This is a genomic window from Anaeromyxobacter paludicola (assembly GCF_023169965.1).
Classification (GTDB): domain Bacteria; phylum Myxococcota; class Myxococcia; order Myxococcales; family Anaeromyxobacteraceae; genus Anaeromyxobacter_B; species Anaeromyxobacter_B paludicola.
This window is the reverse complement of sequence record NZ_AP025592.1, coordinates 1,981,512-1,998,503: the sequence shown is the minus strand read 5'-3', so window position 1 is coordinate 1,998,503 and position 16,992 is coordinate 1,981,512. Positions and strand designations below refer to the sequence as shown.

The window sequence follows — 16,992 nt, the reverse complement described above, 5'->3', positions numbered from 1 at the left end:
GCCCGGTGCGCAGCCATGGCGAGCCCCATCACGCTCGAGGTCTACCGCGGAGACGAGCTCGTCCGGACCGAGCGGTTCGACCGGCAGGTGATCAAGATCGGCCGGCTCGCCACCGCCCACCTCCGGCTCGAGGACGAGCGGGTGGCGCGGCTCCACTCGGTCATCGAGGTGGGCGGGGACGGCGCCCTGTCGATCGTGGACATGGGCAGCGCCGCCGGGACCATCGTGAACGGGCGCCGGGTGAGCCGCGGCCCGCTCCGGCCGGGCGACCAGATCACGCTCGGCGCGCTGCGGATCGTCCTCGCCGCCAACACCGCCATGAACCTCGCGGAGCCGGCGGAGACGCCGCGCCCGCCCATCCAGCCGGCCCCCGAGGACCCGCCGCGGCCGGCGCCGCCGCCCGAGCCGGAGCCGGTGGTGCCGGAGCAGGCCGCCCCCGCGCGCGCCGGGGACGCGGCGGCGGCCGCGGAGGGCGGGGCCGGGGTCGAGCTCCGGCTCTTCTGGGGCGACGCGCTCCTCGCCTGCGGGACCTTCGCCCGCCCCGCCCAGCCGGTGCGCATCGGCGACGGGCCCCGCTGCGCCATCGAGGTGCCGGCCGAGCTCCTCCCGGAGCCGGAGTTCCCGGTCCTGCGCTTCGAGGGGGGCGAGCACCGGCTCTCCTTCGGCGCGGCGATGACCGGCGCGCGGCTGGAGGACGGCCGGGCGCGCCCGCTCGCCGAGCTCTGCGAGCGCGGCGAGGCGCTGCCCGAGGCGGCCGAGGGCGTGCGCTCGGTGACGGTGCCGGCGCGCGGCTTCGTGCGCGTCGAGCTCGGGTCGGGGCTCACGCTCGAGGCCTGGCCGCGCACGCCGCCCCGGGCCGCGGTCTCGCCGCTCTGGAGGCAGCTCGAGCTCAAGTTCGCCCGGCTCTTCCTGCTGCTCCTCGCCGGCGAGGCGGCGCTGGTGGCGCTCGCGGTGAGCGACGCCAAGGGGGACGCGCGCGGCTACGAGCGCCCCGCGCCGCAGCGGCTGGCGCGCTGGGTCATGCCGGCCGAGCCGCCGCGGCGCGACCCGTACGTCGAGAAGCTGAAGCGCGCCGCGGAGCGCGCCGGCGATCCGGGCGAGCGGGCCGCCCGCCACCGCGGGGTCGAGGGGCAGATGGGGCGCAAGGACGCGCCGCGCACCGAGGGGCGGAGCGCCCCGCGCGCCGTGGACCCGCGCTCGCGCGAGCAGGTGCGCAACCTCGGCCTCCTCGCGGCGGTGCGCGGGCGCAACGGCCAGGCCGGCCTCTCGACCATCTTCGGGCAGGGCGGCCTCGGCGGCGACCTCCAGGGCGCCGTCGGGAACCTCTTCGGCCCGGTGGTGGCCGACAGCCGCGGGGCCGGCGGGCTCGGGCTCAAGGGCGCCGGCCCGGGCGGCGGCGGCGCGGGCGACACCATCGGCATCGGCGCGGTCGGCACGCGCGGCCGCGGCGGCGGGCTCGCCGGCTACGGCGACGGCGTGGGCGGGCTCGGCAAGAAGGGCGATCGCGCGGTGGCCATCGCCACCGACGACGCCCGCGTCCTCGGGGCGGTGGACGCGGAGCTGGTCCGCAAGGTGATCCGCGACCACGCCTCCCAGATCCGCTACTGCTACGAGCAGCAGCTCGCGGTGGACCCGCGCCTCGCCGGGAAGGTCTCGGTGCGCTGGCAGATCGGCCCCGACGGGCGCGCCAGCCGCCTCTCGGTGGAGGGGGCCGAGACCACGCTCAAGAACGGCGCGGTGCACGACTGCATGCTGTCGCGCATCGCCACCTGGGACTTCCCGAAGCCGAAGGGCGGGGGGATCGCGCTCATCAAGTACCCCTGGATCCTGCGCTCCTCCGGAGGAGGCTGACATGACCCCGACCCGCGCCGCGCTCGGGCTCGCCGTGCTGCTCGCCGCGGCCGCCGCCCGGGCCGCCGAGCCGGCCCCGCCGCTCGAGGAGGACCCGCGCGCGCCGCGCTTCCACGAGGTGGAGCACGGCGCCTTCACCACGCTCGAGACCGGCTGGTTCACGCTCTTCAAGACCCGGGTCGCCGACCGCGCGCGCTACCCCTACGCCGGCGCCGGGGGCGGCGCCGCCAGCGGCTGGCTCGCCGGGGCGCGGCTCGGGACCGAGCTCGGCGACCGCTTCGCGCTCGCGGGGGTGGTGCTGGTCGGCAACGCGAGCGCGAGCCCCTCGTACGGAGCCTTCGACCTCCTGATGATCGGGGGCGACCTGCGCGCCGCCGTCTGGCGCGGCGCCGACCGGCAGGGGGTGGACCGGCTCCTGCTGTACCTGCACGGGCGGGCCGGCTGGCTCGCCACCCGCCCCGACGGGCTGTTCGGGTCGAGCGACCTGCTCCTCGGGGGCGGTCCCGGGCTGGAGTACTACACGCACCTGCGCCACTTCTCGATCGGGCTGGCGCTGGACGGGATCTACGCCGTCTCGGCGGGGGCTCCGGGGCTCGCCGTCACGCCGACCGTGACCTACACCTTCTAGCGGAGCAGGCCCTTCCCCTGCCGCCCAGAAGGCATCCGTGAGCGTCCACCGCTCCCCACCGCCGCTCACCGTGCTGCGCCCCGTCGCCGGCGAGGCGGCGCCGGCCTCGCCGCGGGACCGGCTGCGGCGGCTCGAGGAGGAGCGCGGGCGCGCGGCGAGCGCGGAGGAGCGGGTCCGGATCGACCGGCAGCTGGCGCGGATCTGGGAGGAGGAGCTCCAGCAGGCCGCGCCGGCCTTCGTGGCCCTCGCCCGCGCCGTCCGCGCGGCGCCCCGGGACCCCGGGCTGCGGAGCGCCCTGCGCGCCGCCGCCGAGCGCTGCGGCGCGCGCCTCGCCTGGGCGCGGGTGGTGGCCGAGGCGGCGCTGGCGCTGCCCGCGGCGGACGCCCGGCCGCTCCGCGCCGAGCTGGCCGCCGCCGCCGAGGGCTCGCCGGACCTCGACGCGCTCGCCTGGCCCGCGCTCCTCGCCCACCACGGCGAGCGGCTCGCGGACGGCGCGGCCGCCGGCGAGGCGGCGGCGTCGCTCCAGGCCGTCGAGCGGCTGCTCTCGCTCGCGCCGGCGCGCGCGGGGGCCGCGCGGCTCCTCGAGGACGCGGCGCGGGAGAGCGGCGATCCGCGGCGGCTCGCGCAGGTGCTGACGATCCGGCTCGAGGCGGCCGATCCGGCCGAGGAGGGGCCGCTGCAGGCCGAGCTGGGCGCCCTCTGCGAGCGGCTCGGGGAGCTCGACGGCGCGGCCCGGGCGCTCTCGCGGGCCTGCGCGCTCGCGCACGGCGAGGGCCGGGCGACGCTGCTCCTGCGGGTGGGCCGGCTCCACGCCGCGCGCGGCGCGCTCGACCTGGCGGAGGCCTGGCTCGCCCGCGCCGCGGAGGGGGGCGCGCCGGAGCCGCTCGCCGAGCTGGCGCGGGTGCGGGCCCGGCGCGGCGACCGGGCCGGCGCGCTCGCGGCGCTGCAGGGGCAGGCGGCGCGCGAGCCCGACCCCGGCCGGCGGCGCGAGCTCTTGCTGGAGGTGGCGGACATGCGGGCCGAGCAGGGTGACGTGGCGGGCGCGGTGGACGCCTGCCGGCAGCTCCTCGCCGTTTCCCCCGACGACCCGCAGGCGGCCGCGCTGCTGGCGCGGCTGCTCGGCACCTCGGAGCGCTGGAGCGAGCTCGACGAGGCGCTCGGGCGCGAGGCGCGCGCGGCCGATCGCCGCGGGGATCCCGCGGCGGCCGCGGATCTCGAGGTGCGCCGGGCGGAGCTGCGGCGGGGCCGGCTCGACGACGAGCCCGGGGCGCTCGCGGCCCTCAGGGAGGCGCTCCGGCGCGCCCCGCGCCACCCCGGCGCGCTCGCCGCGGTGGAGGCGCTCGCGGCGGGCGGCGGCCCGGCGGCGGAGCCGGCCTGCGAGCTGCTCGACCCGATCTTCGCGGCGGAGCGGCGGCCGGACCGGCGCGCCGCGGCGCTGGGCTGGCGGCTCGCCCGCGCGACCGACCCCGCGCGGCGGGCGGCGCTCCTGCTCGAGCTCTCCCGGCTCCGGGCCGGGCCGCTCTCCGATGCTCCCGGCGCGCTCGAGGCCGCCGCGGCGGCGCTGCGCGAGGACCCCGACGCCGCGGGCGCGCTCGAGCAGGTGGAGGCGCTCGCGGCCGCCGCCGGCCAGCCGGCCTCGCTGCGGGCGCTCTTCGGGGAGTGCGCGGCCCGGGCGCGCGCGCCGGAGCGGCAGGTGGCGCTGCGGCGCGCGGCGGCGCGGCTCCTCGCGGCGGCGGCGCCGGAGGACGCGGCCGACGCCTGGCGACGGCTCCTGCGCGACCTGCCGCAGGACCTCGAGGCGTGGCGCTGGCTCGCCGCCTGGCACCGGGCGCGCGCGGAGGCGGAGCCGCTCGCCGAGGCGCTGCGGGCCCTCGAGGTGGCCGAGCCGGAGGAGGCCGCCCGGGCGGCGGCGCTCGACGAGCTGGCCGCCGTGCTCGAGGGACAGGGGGACGCCGCCGGCGCCGCCGCCTGCCTGCGGCGGCTCGCCGCCCTGCGGCCCGAGGACCGGGCCGCGCTCTCGCGCCTCGACGCCCTCTGCGCCGCCGCCGGCCGCGAGGCCGAGCTCGCCGAGGTGCTCGCGCGGGAGCTCGCGCTCGCCGATCGCGACGGCGACCGCGCCGCCGCCCGGGCGCTGCGGCTCAGGCTCGCGGCCCTGCGGGCGGGCCCCCTCCTCGACCGCGAGGGCGCGGTGGCGCTCGCGGCGCAGGTGCTCGACGAGGACCCGGGCGCGGCCGAGGCGCGGGCGCTGCTCGAGGCGGCGGCCGCCGCCGAGCCGGGCCACCCGGTGGCGACGGCGGCGCTCGAGCGGGCCTGCGAGCGGACCGGCGACCTCGCGGGGCTCGCCGCGGCGCGGGAGCGGCGAGCCGCGTCCGCCGCCGCGCCGTCCGAGCGCAAGGCGCTCCACCTCGCGGTGGCGGCGCTGCGCGAGCGGCTCGGCGACCCGGCCGGTCGCTTCGAGGCGCTGGCCGGCGCGTTTCGCGAGGACCCCGGCGACGGCGCGCTGCGCGAGCGGCTCGCCGCCCTGGCCGAGGAGACCGGCCGGCTCGGCGCGCTCGCCGACCTCTACGCCGCGGCGCTGGCGCTCCTCCCGCCATCCCCGCGGGCGGAGCTGGCGCTCGCCCTCGGCGCGCTGGCGGAGCGCCTGGACGATCCGGAGCGGGCCTGCGGCGCCTACGCCGAGGCGCGCGCGCTCGACGCGGGCGCGGCGGCCCGGGCGCTCCCGGCGCTGGAGCGGCTCCACGCGGCGGCGAGCCGCCACGAGCCGCTCGCCGAGGTGCTCGAGGCCCAGGCGCGCGGGACGTCGGGCGCGGCCCGGGCGGCGCTCTTGATGCGGCTCGCCCGCCTCCACGAGGAACGGCTCGGGCGGCCCGAGGACGCGCTGCGCGCCTGGGAGGCGGCGCGGGCGGCGGACCCGGACGCGCTCGAGGCGCTGCGGGCGCTGGCGCGGCTCGACGAGGCGGCCGGGCGGCGGGCCTCGCTCTGCGAGCGGCTCGCGGCGCTCCGGGCGCACGCGTCGGACCCGGCGGACCGGGCGGGGCTCGCGGCGCGCGAGGCGGAGCTGCTCGAGGCGCTGGGGGATCCGGCCGGCGCGGCGGAGCGGTGGCGCGCCGGGCTCGAGGAGCCCGCGAGCGGCTGGCCCGCCGCGACGCGGGCCGAGCGCTGGTCCCACCTCGGCGAGCTCGAGGCCGGGCTCGGCGAAGCGGCGAGGGCCGCCGCGGCCTGGCGGGAGGCGCTCCTCGCCGAGCCGCAGTACCTGCCGGCGCTCCGGGCGCTGCGGCAGGTGCACGCCGCGGCGGGCGAGCCCGGCGCGCTCCAGGGCGTGCTGCGGCGGCTCGCGGCCCTCGAGGACGGCGAGGCCGAGGGCGAGGCGCGGCTCGCGCTCGCCGAGGCGCTTCTCTCCTCGGGCGAGCGGCGCGAGGCGGCGGAGCAGGGGCGGCGGGCGCTGGCGGCGCTCTCCGGCGAGGCGGAGCTGGCCCGGCTGGCGCGCGTCTTCGACGAGGCCGGCTCGGCCGAGGGCGCGGCGCGGGTGGCCGAGGCCCGGGCCGAGCGGGCCGCGACCGCCGCGGCCTGGGCCGACGCGGCGGCGCGCTGGGCGGCGGCGGGCGGGGCGGGGGCCCGCGAGGCGGCGGCGCTCTCCCGGGCGCTCGAGCTCGACCCGGCGCACCGGCCGGCCTGGGAGCGGCTGCGGGCGCTCCGCGCGGCCGAGGGCGACTGGCGGGCGCGGGCGGCGCTCGACGAGGCCTTCCTGCCGTCGCTGCCGGCTGGCGAGCGGCGCGCGCTGCGGCGCGAGCTGGCGCGGGCGCAGGAGGAGCGGCTCCGGGAGCCGGCGCTCGCCTTCCTCGGCTGGTGCCGCGCGCTCCAGGAGTGGCCGGAGGACGCCGAGGCGCTGGCCGAGGCGCGGCGGCTCGGGACCGAGACCGGGCAGCTGGAGGAGCTCGCCGGCGTGGTCGAGGACCTGGCCGAGGCTGCGGCGGGGCCGCAGCGGGCGCGCCTCCTCCTCTCGCTCGGCGAGCTGCGGCGGTCGGGGCTCGGCGACGACGCGGGCGCGCTCGCGGCCTGGGAGGCGGCGGCCGAGGCCGCGCCGGGCGAGCCGGCGCCGCTCGAGGCGATCGCGGCGCTGCAGGAGGCGCGGGGCGACGCGGCCGGCCTGGTCGCGGCGCTGGAGCGGCAGGCCGAGGCGGCCGCCGAGCCGGCGCGGAAGGCGGCCCTCCTGCGGCGGGCGGCGGCGCTCCAGGAGGAGCGGCTCTCGGACGGCGCCGGCGCGGAGGGCTCGCTGCGGCGCGCCTGGGAGCTCGATCCGGGGGAGGGCGCCCTCGAGCCGCTCGCCGGGCTGCTGGCGCGCCAGCGCCGCTTCGGCGACCTCGCCGACCTGCTCGCGCGGGCCGCGCAGGCGGCGGCGCCGGGCGAGCCGCGGCGCGCGCTCCTGGCCCGGCTGGCCGAGCTGCGGCAGCGGGAGCTGCGCGACGACGCCGGCGCGGTGGCGGCCTGGCGCGACGCGGCGGCGGTCGATCCCGCCGATCCGGGCCCGTGGCGCGCCCTCTCCGCGCTCCACGCGGCGGCCGGGCGGCAGGCCGAGGCCTGCGAGGCGCTGGAGCGGCTCGCGGCGCTCTCGCCGGAGCCGGGGGAGCGCGCCGAGGCGCTCGGGCGCGCGGCGGCGCTCGCCGAGGAGGCGCTCCACGACGCGCCGCGGGCCGTCGCGGCGTCGGAGGCGCTGCTGCGGCTCCGGCCCGGCGAGCCGGCCGCGGTGGCCCGCCTCGGGCGGCTCTACCGGGCCCTGCGCCGCCTCGAGCCGCTCGACGCGCTCCTCGCGGCGCGGATCCGCGAGGCGGAGGGCGAGGAGGCGCTGGCGCTGCGGCTCGAGCGCGCCGCCCTCCTCGAGCGCGACCTCGGCGACCGCGCCGGCGCCGCCGCGGTGCTGCGCGAGGCGCTCGCCGAGGCGCCCCGCTCCGCGGAGGCGCTCCTCGCGCTCTGCGCGCTCGACGAGGCCGCCGGCCGCCTCGGCGAGGCGGCGGAGCTCCTGGCGCGCCTCGCGGCCCTCGCGCCGGACGGCGCCGCGCGGGCGGCGGCGCTCACCCGCCTCGGCGAGCTGCACGCGTCGAGGCGCGGGGACGCGGCGGCCGCGGAGGCGGTGCTCCGGCAGGCGCTGGAGGCGGATCCGGGCCACCTGCCGGCGCTGCGGGCCGCCCGCGCGCTCGCGGAGTCGGGCGGCGACCGGGAGCGGGCCGAGCAGCTCCTGGAGGCGGAGGCGCGCCACGCCGGGTCGCCCGCCGAGGCGGCGGCGCTCTACCTCGGGCTCGCGGCGCGCCGGCTCGACCGCGAGGACGGGGCCGCCGCGGCGCGGGCCTGCGCGGCGGCGCTGGAGCGGGCGCCGGGGGATCTCGACGCGCTCCGGCTCGCGGCCGAGCTGGCGCTCTCGCTCGGCGAGCTCAGCCGGGCGCACCTCCTGCTCGCGGCGCGGGTGCAGGGGCTCGGGGCGGCCGGCGAGGTCGCCGCGCCGGAGCTGCCGCCGGCCCTGGCCCGGCTCGGCTGGGTCTCCGAGCGGCTCGGGCGCGCCGAGGAGGCGCGGGGGGCGTTCCGGCGGGCGCTCGAGCTCGACCCGGGGCAGCGGCTCGCGCTGGCGGGGCTGGCGCGGCTCGCGGCCGCGGGCGGCAGCGCCGAGGAGGCCCTGCGGGCCGGCGAGGCCTGGCGCGCGGCGGATCCGGACGCCGCGCCGGAGGTGGAGGCCGTCTTCCGGGCCGCGGCGGCGCGGCTCGGCGGCGGGAGGGTGAGCCATGCGTGACGACAAGCTGCCCGAGGGGAAGCAGGGCGCCGCGCGGGCCCGCGGCGCCGGCCGGGTGCGCGCCGCGGCGCGCGGGACGAAGGGTGCCATGCAATTCAGCTGCGAGGCGTGCGAAGCGCGGTACCTCATCCCCGAGGAGCGGCTCGGCCGCGCCGGGGTGCGGGTGCGCTGCAAGAAGTGCGGGCACGTGGTCCGGGTGCGGCCGCCCAGCGCGGCGGAGCTCGAGCTGGTCGAGGGGGCCGCGGGCGAGCGGAACGTGGCGGTGCTCCCGCCGGCGCCGCCTCGCGCGCCGGGCGCCGGGGTCGAGTGGTTCGTGGCCGGGGAGGGGAGCGCGCGGGGACCGCTCGAGGTCGGCGCGGTCCGCCGCCAGCTCGCGGCGGGCGAGCTGCCGGCCGCGGCGCTCGTCTGGCGCGAGGGGCTCGTGGGCTGGACGCCGGCCTCGGCCATCCCGGAGCTGGCGGGGCCGGCCCCGGCCGTGGCCTCGGCGGTGCCGAGGGCGCCGCCTCCGCTGCCGGTCGCCGCGCCGCCGCCGCAGCTCGAGAGCGCCGCGGCGGCGGTGCTGGCCGAGCTCGCGCGGCGGGACGTCGGGGCGCCCCGCGGCCCGACCCCGCGCGGCACCCCGTCCCAGGGGGCCCGGCCCGCGGGGCCGCCCGCCGCCGGGCCGAGCCCGGAGCGGCGCGTGCTCTACGCCTCGCTCGCCCTGGCGGTCGTCGGGGCGGCGTCGCTCGGCGCCGGCGCCGCCTGGCTCGCCTCCCGCCCGTCTCCGGAGCGCGCTCCCGCCGCGCCGCGCGCCGCCGCCGGCCCGGGCGCCGAGCCCGGAGCGCTCGCCCGCGCTCCCTCGGCGCCGCCCCCGGCCAGCGCCGGGGCGCCGGTCGCCGCCGCGCCGCCCGGTCCGGCCGCGGCGCCGCGGCCGGAGCCTGCCCCGGCCGCGCACGGCGCGCCGGCGCCCGGAGAGCGCCCGGTGATCGCGAAGCGGGCGAGCCCCGCCGCCGAGCGAGCGCCGGCGGTGCGCGCGCGCTCGAAGCGGGCGGAGGCCGGCGCGCGGGCGCCGGAGCCGCGGACGGCGGCGCTGCCGCGGAAGTCCGCCGCGCCCGAGGTGGATGCGCGGCGGGCCGGCAGCGGGAAGGTCGAGCCGGCCGCGACCGCGAGCTCCGCGACGGCCGGGGCCTCGGCCGCCGCCGCGCCGCGCCCCGCGCTCCCGGCGCTCCCGCCCCCCTCGCGACCCCCGCGGAGCGAGGACGAGCTGCTCGCCGAGCTCGGCGCGAGCCCGAAGCCGGCGCCGAAGCCGGCCGCCGCCGCGCCGGCCCCGCAGCCCGCGCCCCGCGCCCGGCCGCCCGACCCGCTCCTCGACTCGGTGAGCGACGACGAGCTCACCCGCGAGCTCGGCAGCGCGCCACCGCCCGCCCAGAAGCGGAGCGTCTACGTCCCGCCGGCGGCGCCGAGGGCGACGGCGAGCGCCGCGCCCGCGGCCGCCGCGCCCGCGCTGCCGGAGCGGCTCACGCCCGAGCAGGTGAACCGGGCCGTGGCGGCGCGGACGAGCGACCTCAAGCGCTGCATCGCCGACCAGCGCGCCGCGGAGCCGGGGCTCAAGGGCACGCTCAAGGTCCGGCTCGTCATCGGCGGCGATGGCGCGGTGCGCGAGGCCGCGCCGGTGACCGAGGAGCTCGCGGGGAAGCCCATCGCGCGCTGCATCGCCGGCGTGGTGAAGGACACCCGCTTCCCGCCGTCGCGCGCGGGCGGGCAGGAGGTGATCTTCCCGTTCAAGTTCTAGGGAGCGGGCGCCGCCGACCCGCCCCCGATGGCCCCGCGCCGCGGCCGCCCGGCCCCCTTGACCCGGCCGGGCCCGGCTGGCATGAGTACGCCGCACTTCGGGCGGGAGCGGCCGTGGACGCGACGATGAAGCGACTGGACCCGGCGGAGTACCGGCCGGTCGATCGGATGAGCCTCGGTGACCTCGAGGCGCTGCGGCTCATCCTGCGCGGCGGCTCGGTCATCGACTGGCGGCGGCTCCACTTCGAGACGCCGGAGGAGGTGGACGGCTTTCTCGGCCAGAACCTCTTCTCGCTCGACGACCCGCGCGACGAGGCCCGGCTGCGGGCGATCCTCGGCCAGGCGGTCGAGTACCTGCGCGGCGCCTTCGGTTACCGGGTCGCGGCCCAGGTGGCCGACCCCGCCGACGTCCGGGACCTGTTCCTGTTCGCCTCCGGCGCGAAGGAGCCGCGCCACCGGCGCATCGCCTGCGTGGTGCTCAAGTGCATGCACGTGGTCCACCACCTCGAGGCGCGCGAGCTCCTCTTCCGCACCCCCATCCGCGAGGCCGACCTCTCCGAGATGGTGGATCGGCGGGTGATGGCCGAGGCGAAGCGGATGGCCCACCTCGGCTTCCCGGTGGTCGAGTTCAGCGGGAACGTGAAGACCCGGGCCTCGCTCATCACCAAGCTCATCTCGAAGCGCGAGAGCGTGGCGGCCCAGGTCTTCGACCGGGTCCGCTACCGGATCGTCACCCCCCGCCCCGACCAGGTGGCGCCGGTGGTGCGCCACCTCGCCTCCACGCTCTTCCCGTTCAACTACGTGGTGCCCGGGCAGACGCAGAACAGCCTGCTCAGGTTCCGCCAGATCGTGGGGCTCCACCCCAGGGCCGACGACCTCGTCCAGCAGCTCCAGGCGCCGCTCGAGCTGGAGGCGGGCGAGACGGCACCGTTCAACGAGTTCAGCGCCGAGGGCTACAAGGTCCTCAACTTCGTCGTGGATCTGCCGGTCCGGATCGACGCGTTCGTGAAGCCGCCCGCCTCCCCCGCCGAGGACCTCGGCCGGGTGGTCTTCTCGCTGGTGGAGTTCCAGGTGGTGGACGCCGCCACCGCGCGCGCCAACGAGGTGGGCGAGGCGAGCCACGAGCGTTACAAGAAGCGGCAGGTGATGAAGGTCCTGCGCCGGCTCTCCCGCGGCCTGGTGGTGCCCAAGAAGGCGCCGGGCGCGCGGAAGAAGAAGCGGCGGGGCCGGCCGCAGCGGTAGCCGCAGCAGGGGGAGCCATGCGCGAACCGACGAAGGACAGCCCGGCCGATCGCGGCGAGGTGATGCTGCGGGGTCAGTGCCAGGTGTGCGGCGCCGAGGGACCGATCGTCGCCGTGCCGTTGGCCGATCCGCCCAACCAGTTCTGCCCCCGCTGTGCCATCGAGTACGGCGAGTCGGCGGGCGGCATCGAGGAGGAGCTGAGGCCGTAGGCCGCCGGGCGTGGCGGGCCGCCCCTCCCTGGCCCTCCCCACCACGGTGGGGAGGGGAGCAGGGCTGCGCCCATGGCGGGGGAGTGGGTTACCCCGCCGCGGCGGCGAAGCTCACCGAGTCGGTCCCGTCGCTCCACTGGCCGTAGTGGATGAGCCGCGCCCCGGCGCCGGCCGCGCGCATGGCGGCGTAGATGGGCGCGACCCCGCAGAGCCGCCGGCGCGCGTCGTCGAGGGTGGCGTCGCGGTGGAAGCCGCCCGGGTCGCCGCGCTCCAGGAACGCGAGGGTGCGCCGGTCCTCGGCCGCGAGGCCGGCCAGCGCCTCGGGCGTCGGCGCCGCCTCGTCGCCGTACATCGGCCCGACGTGCGCCAGGTCGGCGCCCGCCACGTAGCAGACCCTGCGCCCCCGGACCGCCCGGGCGAGGGCGTCGAGGAAGGCGCGGGTCTCCCCGTCCGGATCGTCGAGGTGCGAGATGGAGGAGCAGAGCACCGGCAGCGCGCGGATGGGCCGGTCGGGGAAGAGGTGGCGCAGCCAGAGCAGCTGGAACTCGCAGGAGTGCTCCTGCCGGTGGCAGAGCTCGTCGGCGAAGAGCTCCTCCTCGCCGAGCTCCTCCGCGAGGGCGCCGGCCAGCTCGCGGTCGGTCGGGACCGGACCGAGCGGCGTGTCGTAGTCGAGCCGGGTGAGCGTGAAGAGGTGCGGCGGCGTGGCGTGCGCCGTGCCGAAGACCACGAACAGCTCGGCGTCGCTCGCGGCGAGGGCGCGGTAGGCGTGCCCGTAGGCGGCGCCGCCGCGGTGGAGGTCGATGTGGGGGGCGACGAGGAGGCGGACGTCGCCGTTCGCCGGCCCGCCCCCTCCCCGGCCCTCCCCCGCGTCGCGGGAGAGGGTGGACCGCGGGGCTCGCTGCGAGATCGATTCTGGCGGGGCCTCGGGGGCACTCCCTCCCCGCCGGGCGGGGAGGGCGGGGGAGGGGCGGCCGGGAGGGTCCGCGGCCTCCGAGAGGAACCCGTCGAGGAACGCGCGCAGCGCCTCCGGCTCTTCCGGATAGGCGCCGCCGGCGCAGCTCGCCGGCCGGGCGGGGAGGGCGCGGAAGGCCTCGAGGGCGCGCCGCCGCAGCGCCTCGTGCGCCGGGCCGTGGACGAGCCCGGACTCCTCGAGCCGCCGCACCAGCGTCACGATGTCCGGGAGCGGCACCGGCCGGCCCTGGAGCGCCAGCGCCCGCTCCACCTCGGGCAGCGTGCGCGTGCCGTCGAGGTGGGCCAGGACGAGGTAGGCGCCCGGGCTCACCAGCGCGGACTGCGTGAGGACGCCGGTGGGGTCGCGCAGGACGACGCCCTGCGTGCCGTCCTCGAGCTGGACGAGCCGGGGCTCGAGGGGGACGAGGCGGGGGCGCGGGTCGAGATCCATGCCGGATCCCTAGCGCGCCCGGCTCACTTGCGCTTGTTGCGCTTGCGCGCGTCCTTGCGCGCCTTGCGCTCCGCCTTGTGCTTCTTCTTGCGCTTCTCGCGGTCGGCCCGGGTCTCGCCGCCGGCGATCGGCTCGGGCGCGTAGCCCATGAGTCGGGCCCGGGCCATGGCGCCGGCCGGCATGCGCGGCTGGAAGCCCTTGGGCATCCCGGCCATCTGCCCGGCGAGGCGCGACGGGTCCACGCCCATGCCGCCGCCGAGGAGCTGGTCCACGCCGGCCGCGTCGCCGCCGAGCACGTCCTCCATGCCCTTGCCCTGCAGCTTGCGGAGCTGCGCGAGCTGCTTCACGCCGGGCAGCCGCGAGAGCAGCCCCGGCGCGTCGCCGATCTGCCGCATCACCGCCCGCATCGCGTTGTACTGCTTGAGCAGGTCGCGGACGTCCTTCTCGTCGCGCCCCGAGCCCTTCGCCACCCGGCGGATGCGGGCGTCGTTGAGGGTGTCGGGCCGCTGCCGCTCGGTGCGGGTCATCGAGTCGACGATCGCCACGATGCGGGTGAGCTGCTTGTCGTCGAACTGGAACCCCTCCGGCAGCTCGCCGAAGAGGGGGAACTTCTCCATCAGCTCGCCGAGCGGCCCCATCTTCCGGACCAGCCGGATCTGGTTCACGAAGTCGTCGAGCGAGAAGTCGCCGGAGAGGATCTTCTCGGCGTCCTTCTTCGCCTGATCCTCGTCGACGTGCTGCTCGAAGTCCTTCATCAGGCCGACGATGTCGCCGAACCCGAGGATGCGGCTCGCGAGCCCCTCCGGCCGGAACTCCTCGAGCCGGTCGAGCGACTCGCCCATGCCGAGGAACTTGATGGGCTTGCCGGTGATCTCCTTGATGGAGAGCGCCGCGCCGCCGCGGGCGTCGCCGTCGAGCTTCGTGAGGATGAAGCCGTCGATGGCGAGCCGCCGGTCGAACTCGGACGCGGTCTTCACCGCGTCCTGGCCGATCATGGCGTCGCAGACGAGCAGGATGTTGTCCGGCGCGACCGCCGCCTTGATCTGCTCGAGCTCCTCCATGAGCGGCTCGTCGATGGCGAGCCGGCCGGCGGTGTCGTAGAGGATGACGTTGGCCTTCTCGCGGAAGGCGACGTCCTGGGCCTTCTTGCAGAGCTCCGGCGGCTTCAGCCCCTCCTCGGAGTAGACCGGCACCCCGAGCTGGGCGCCGAGGACCTTGAGCTGCTCGACGGCGGCGGGGCGGTAGATGTCGGCGGCCACCAGGAGCGGCTTCTTGCCCTCCTTGAGGAAGCGGCTGGCGAGCTTGCCGGTGGTGGTGGTCTTGCCCGAGCCCTGGAGGCCGACCATCATCACGCCGGTCGGACGCTTGCTGTTGGTCTTGAGCGAGGTGTCCACCGGGCCCATGAGGGCCTCGAGCTCGTCGTGGCAGATCTTGATGAAGTGGTCCTGGGGGGTGACCTTGAGGGTCCCCTTCTCGGTCTTCACCTTGGTCTCGACCACCTCGCCCACGGCCTTCTCGCGGACGCGGGCCACGAAGCGCTTCACCACGTCGAAGGCGACGTCGGCCTCGAGGAGGGCCACGCGGATGTCGCGCAGCGCGTCGTCCACCGCGTCGGCGGTGATCTCGGTGCGGCCCTTCAGCTTGTTGCGGGCGGCCTTGAACCCTTTGGCAACCGTCTCGAGCATGCGTTCACCTGGTCCGCCGGCGGGCGGAGCCCGCGCTTATAACACGCCCATGCTACGGTGGCCGCCATGAGCGAAGCGCACCGCCTCTTCAGCGTCGAGGACGCGAACGAGCTCCTCCCCGTGCTGGAGCTGGAGCTCGGGCGCGTCGCCCGGCTCCGCTCCGACCTGGCCTCGGCGATCGCCTCGCTCGGGGGGGCCGACACGGCGCTAGGGATCCTGCACCAGGGCCAGGAGCCGCCCGCCGGCCTGGAGCGCGAGGCGGCGACCTTGAAGGAGATCGCCGGCCAGATCGCGGGCGCGGTGGAGCGCATCACGCGGCTCGGCTGCGTCATCAAGGACCTCGAGGCCGGGCTCATCGACTTCTACAGCCTGAGGGGGACCGAGCCGGTCTTCCTGTGCTGGCAGTTCGGCGAGCCGGCCGTCTCCCACTGGCACGCGCTCGACGGCGGCTTCGCCGGGCGGCAGGAGATCGAGGGCGTCGAGGTCGAGCCGCCGGAGTTCCCCAACTAGGCGGTCGGGGCTCGCCTCCCCTCGGTGTCCAGCGGGCCGCTGCGCCGGCCTCGCCTCCCCAGGCCGTCCCCGATGAGGGCGGCTCCTGAATGGGCCGGGCGCCCCCCAAGGTTCATGGAGGAGGAGCGCCCAAAATGCTGACCGACAGAAGCCAGATCAGAGAGGGGATGACCGTCTACAGCTCGGACGGCGAGAAGCTGGGGAAGGTGCTGGCCTGCAGCACCGCGACGTTCACCATCGAGAAGGGGTTCTTCTTCCCGAAGGACTACGTCGCGCGCTACGAGGAGATCGTGGACGCGAGCGGCGACGAGATCCGGCTCGCCCTGACCAAGGACGCGTTCGAGCGGCTGAGGGAGAGCGGCGACTACGGCGCCATCGCCTCCGGCGCCGCCGAGACCACCTCCAGCGGCATCGGGACCGCCTCCCGGACGACCGGAGAGGACGTCCGGGTACCCGTGGCGGAGGAGCAGGTGGACGTGCTGAAGCGCGAGCGCGACGCGGGCGAGGTCCGCCTGCGCAAGGACGTGGTCACCGAGACCAAGCACATCGACGTGCCGGTCACGCGCGAGGAGGTCCGCGTCGAGCGCGTCCCGGTCACCGAGCCGCGCGACGCCCGGCCCGGCGAGGCGACGTTCGAGAAGGAGAGCGTCTCGATGCCGGTCCGCGAGGAGGAGGTCGAGATCCGCAAGCGGCCAGTCGTGAAGGAGGAGGTCCGGCTGCGCAAGGAGCGGGTGACCGAGCAGCGCGCGGCCGAGGCGGACGTCCGCAAGGAGCGGGTGGACGTCGAGGACGAGAGCGGCCGCATCCGCGACCCGGGCACCGGCCTGCCGAGGCGGGACGAGGACATCTGACGGGCAGGCGAGGCGCGCCGGAGCCCTGGGCCACCTTCGCCCCGGTCCCCGCGCGCGCCGCGGCGCGCAGGCGGGCGCGGGAGTAGGGCCGCCCGGACTCGAACCGGGAGTTCCGCTCGCGCGGAGGAGGATTTTAAGTCCCCTGCGTCTACCGTTCCGCCACGGCCCCGCGCGGCATTCTGCCAGATCGGCAGGGGCGGCGGGCGCGGGTCCTGGCGCGCGCGAGCGGAGCGCCCGGGCAGCCCGGCGCCGGCTCAGCGGTGCAGGGTGAAGAGCAGCTTCCAGGCGATGAGGAGCATCCCCCCGGCGGAGAACGCGCGGGTGAGGAGCACCTTGCTCGCGTCGCAGCGGCGGGCCGCCTCGGCCTCCTCGGCGCGCACCACCGCCGGGCGGAGGCTCACGGACGCGAGCGGCTCGGCGACGGCCAGGGCGTCGCGCCGGCGGGTCTGGATTCGAGCGAGCACGGTGGTTCCTTCTCTCCCCATCGACCGACACCGATATCAGGCGAGCGCCACCCCGGCGAGTCCCCCGAGCCCGGGATGCGCGCTCGTCGTCCGAGGTGGGCGCAGGTGGGTGACGCGGCTACTCCTCGCGCGACGCGTCCGGCGCGATCTTCACGCTCGCCACCGCCAGCAGGATCTCGCGCAGGAACAGCAGGAGCGCGCCGACGAAGGCGATCATGGCGAGCACGAACAGCGCCGCCACGCCGCGGGTCCAGTCGGCCTGGGTCATCGAGCCCGCGAAGGCGAGCGCGATGAGCAGGCAGACGAACAGGGCGGTGGTGACGCCGCAGGTGATGGCGAGGTTGATGAGGTGGCGCCGGCGCACGAGCAGCCAGAGCTCGTCGCGGATGGCGGCCCGGCGCTCCGGCGGCGCGGCCTCGAGCCGGTCCACCAGCACCCGGGCCCGGTCCACGATCCGGCCGAGCCGGGTGGAGAGCACCGACAGGAACGCCGCCACCGAGGTGAGCAGGAACACCGGCGCGATCGAGAGCTGGATGGCGTGGGTGACGGCGGCGACGGGCGAGTCGGGCGACATGCGGGGCTCCCTCGGGCGGCGAGGGGC

12 protein-coding genes and 1 tRNA gene are annotated in these 16,992 nt (G+C 78.6%); 8 read left to right on the top strand and 5 right to left on the bottom strand.

Annotation, left to right across the window (positions count from 1 at the left end; translation table 11 throughout):
- The first annotated feature begins 15 nt into the window (after nt 1–15).
- The 6 genes from AMPC_RS09275 to AMPC_RS09250 all read left to right on the top strand — a co-directional run bounded on the left by AMPC_RS09275 (nt 16) and on the right by AMPC_RS09250 (nt 11,479).
- Nucleotides 16–1,851, top strand: coding sequence for an AgmX/PglI C-terminal domain-containing protein (locus AMPC_RS09275; protein ID WP_248345871.1), 1,836 nt, complete (start codon nt 16–18; stop codon nt 1,849–1,851).
- A 1-nt stretch (nt 1,852) separates the two neighbouring features.
- On the top strand, nt 1,853–2,479 hold the full coding sequence (gene cglE / locus AMPC_RS09270) for an adventurous gliding motility protein CglE (RefSeq protein WP_248345870.1): 627 nt from the start codon (nt 1,853–1,855) through the stop codon (nt 2,477–2,479).
- A 37-nt stretch (nt 2,480–2,516) separates the two neighbouring features.
- The gene (locus AMPC_RS09265; protein WP_248345869.1) at nt 2,517–8,258 is read left to right on the top strand and encodes a tetratricopeptide repeat protein; all 5,742 of its coding nucleotides are present in this window, start codon (nt 2,517–2,519) and stop codon (nt 8,256–8,258) included.
- Nucleotides 8,251–10,029, top strand: a complete 1,779-nt coding sequence (locus tag AMPC_RS09260) for an AgmX/PglI C-terminal domain-containing protein (protein ID WP_248345868.1) — start codon at nt 8,251–8,253, stop codon at nt 10,027–10,029. Before AMPC_RS09265 ends, AMPC_RS09260 begins: the two co-directional genes overlap by 8 nt.
- 125 nt (nt 10,030–10,154) lie before the next feature.
- On the top strand, nt 10,155–11,270 hold the full coding sequence (locus AMPC_RS09255) for a TIGR04552 family protein (RefSeq protein WP_248345867.1): 1,116 nt from the start codon (nt 10,155–10,157) through the stop codon (nt 11,268–11,270).
- A 17-nt stretch (nt 11,271–11,287) separates the two neighbouring features.
- On the top strand, nt 11,288–11,479 hold the full coding sequence (locus tag AMPC_RS09250) for a hypothetical protein (protein WP_248345866.1): 192 nt from the start codon (nt 11,288–11,290) through the stop codon (nt 11,477–11,479).
- A gap of 88 nt (nt 11,480–11,567) precedes the next feature.
- On the opposite strand, the gene amrB is transcribed toward AMPC_RS09250, so the two are convergent.
- On the bottom strand, nt 11,568–12,881 hold the full coding sequence (gene amrB, locus AMPC_RS09245) for an AmmeMemoRadiSam system protein B (protein ID WP_248345865.1): 1,314 nt from the start codon (nt 12,879–12,881) through the stop codon (nt 11,568–11,570).
- Between the two features lie 23 nt (nt 12,882–12,904).
- The gene (gene ffh / locus AMPC_RS09240; RefSeq protein ID WP_248345864.1) at nt 12,905–14,566 is read right to left on the bottom strand and encodes a signal recognition particle protein; all 1,662 of its coding nucleotides are present in this window, start codon (nt 14,564–14,566) and stop codon (nt 12,905–12,907) included.
- Between the two features lie 66 nt (nt 14,567–14,632).
- Here ffh and AMPC_RS09235 point away from each other — a divergent pair, with 66 nt between their 5' ends.
- Together AMPC_RS09235 and AMPC_RS09230 are read left to right on the top strand one after the other, a co-directional pair.
- Nucleotides 14,633–15,076 (top strand): DUF2203 domain-containing protein, encoded by a 444-nt coding sequence (locus AMPC_RS09235; RefSeq protein ID WP_248345863.1) that lies wholly within the window; start codon nt 14,633–14,635, stop codon nt 15,074–15,076.
- Nucleotides 15,077–15,210: 134 nt separating this feature from the next.
- Nucleotides 15,211–15,927, top strand: coding sequence for a YsnF/AvaK domain-containing protein (locus AMPC_RS09230; protein ID WP_248345862.1), 717 nt, complete (start codon nt 15,211–15,213; stop codon nt 15,925–15,927).
- An 83-nt stretch (nt 15,928–16,010) separates the two neighbouring features.
- Here AMPC_RS09230 and AMPC_RS09225 read toward each other — a convergent pair.
- From AMPC_RS09225 to AMPC_RS09215, 3 genes are all read right to left on the bottom strand, one after another.
- Nucleotides 16,011–16,096, bottom strand: a tRNA-Leu gene (locus AMPC_RS09225).
- 85 nt (nt 16,097–16,181) lie between these two features.
- The gene (locus tag AMPC_RS09220; protein ID WP_248345861.1) at nt 16,182–16,391 is read right to left on the bottom strand and encodes a hypothetical protein; all 210 of its coding nucleotides are present in this window, start codon (nt 16,389–16,391) and stop codon (nt 16,182–16,184) included.
- Between the two features lie 118 nt (nt 16,392–16,509).
- The gene (locus tag AMPC_RS09215) at nt 16,510–16,965 is read right to left on the bottom strand and encodes a DUF2721 domain-containing protein (RefSeq protein ID WP_248345859.1); all 456 of its coding nucleotides are present in this window, start codon (nt 16,963–16,965) and stop codon (nt 16,510–16,512) included.
- Nucleotides 16,966–16,992: the final 27 nt, after the last annotated feature.